This window comes from Streptomyces sp. FH025 (assembly GCF_017427025.1).
In the GTDB taxonomy this organism is placed as follows: domain Bacteria; phylum Actinomycetota; class Actinomycetes; order Streptomycetales; family Streptomycetaceae; genus Kitasatospora.
Genome location: NZ_JAFLNG010001148.1, coordinates 1 through 1,379, shown reverse-complemented (window position 1 = coordinate 1,379; position 1,379 = coordinate 1). Strand labels below are relative to the sequence as shown.

Here is a 1,379-nt window from a genome sequence, read left to right as displayed (position 1 = left end):
AGCCACCCTGCTTGGTGAAGTCGATGAACGTCCCGGGCGTCGACATCACCGTCACACCACCCGCCAGCGCCAGCGAGCTCTCACCCGAACGCAGCGACTGACACGCCAGGTGCAACGCCACCAGCGACGAGGAGCACGCCGTGTCCACCGTCACCGCCGGACCCTCCAGCCCCAGCGCATACGCCACCCGACCCGAGGCGACCGAGCCCGTACCTCCTGTTCCGAGGTACCCCTCGACCTCCTCCGGCACGAAGTGCGAAGGCAGGTAGTCGTGGTAGAAGAGCCCCGCGAACACACCCGTCGCACTGCCCCGCAGCCCCGTCGGGTCGATCCCCGCGTCCTCCAACGCCTCCCAGGACGTCTCCAGCAACAACCGCTGCTGCGGATCCATCGCCACGGCCTCACGCGGACTGATCCCGAAGAACTCCGCGTCGAACTCACCAGCGTCGTACAGGAATCCACCCTCACCCGAGACACTCTTACCGACAGCCTCAGGATCCGGGTCGTAGACGTCTTCGGGCCAACCCCGGTCCGTCGGGAAGACACCGATCGCGTCCCTGCCCGCCGCCACCAGCTCCCAGAGCTCCTCCGGCGACGACACCCCACCCGGGAATCGGCACGCCATCCCGACGATCACCAGGCGGTCCTCATCGGCCGGAACGGTCCGGGCCACGGGCCCGGCCGAATCCGCCGAGGCGGGACCGGCCTCGCCGATCAGCTCTCCGACCACGAAGTCGGCCAGGGCGGCCGGCGTCGGATAGTCGAACACCACCGTCGCCGGCAAACGCAGACCGGTGACGTTGTTCAGTCGGCTCCGCAGTTCGACGGAGGTGAGCGAGTCGAAACCCACGTCGCGGAAGGAGCGACCGAAGTCGACGGCCTCGGGGCCGGTCATGCCCAGCACCAGGGCGGCCTGCGACAGGACCAGCTCTCGCACGGTCTCGCGCCGCTCGTCCGGGCTCAGCCCGACCAGCCGCGCGGCCAGCGCGTTCCGGCCGTCGGCGGCGGGCCGACCCGCCGTCCGGCGGGCGTGCGAGCCCGCCCGCGTCGTACGGACCAGGCCGGACAGCAGCGGCAGAACCTCACCGGAACGTTGCAGCCCTGCGAGGTCCAGCGTGGCCGTCACCACCAGGGGGGCGGCAGCGTGAACGGCAGCGTCCAGCATCGCGAGCCCGTCCGACGTGGCCACCGGCTTCAGACCCAGCCGGGACAGCCGCCGCCAGTCGGCATCGCCGAGGCCGCCGGCCATGCCGTGCTCCCACGGGCCCCATGCCAGCGAGACCGCGGGCAGGCCGACGTGGCGGCGGTGGGCGGCCAGGGCGTCCAGGAAGGTGTTGCCGGCCGCGTAGTTGGCCTGACCGGCGTTGCCGATCACACCT

Annotated in this window: 1 protein-coding gene; it reads right to left on the bottom strand. The window is 71.3% G+C overall.

Annotation, left to right across the window (positions count from 1 at the left end):
* The coding region (locus J0670_RS38040; RefSeq protein ID WP_207817335.1) for a beta-ketoacyl reductase at window positions 1-1,379 on the bottom strand (1,379 nt) is incomplete at both ends.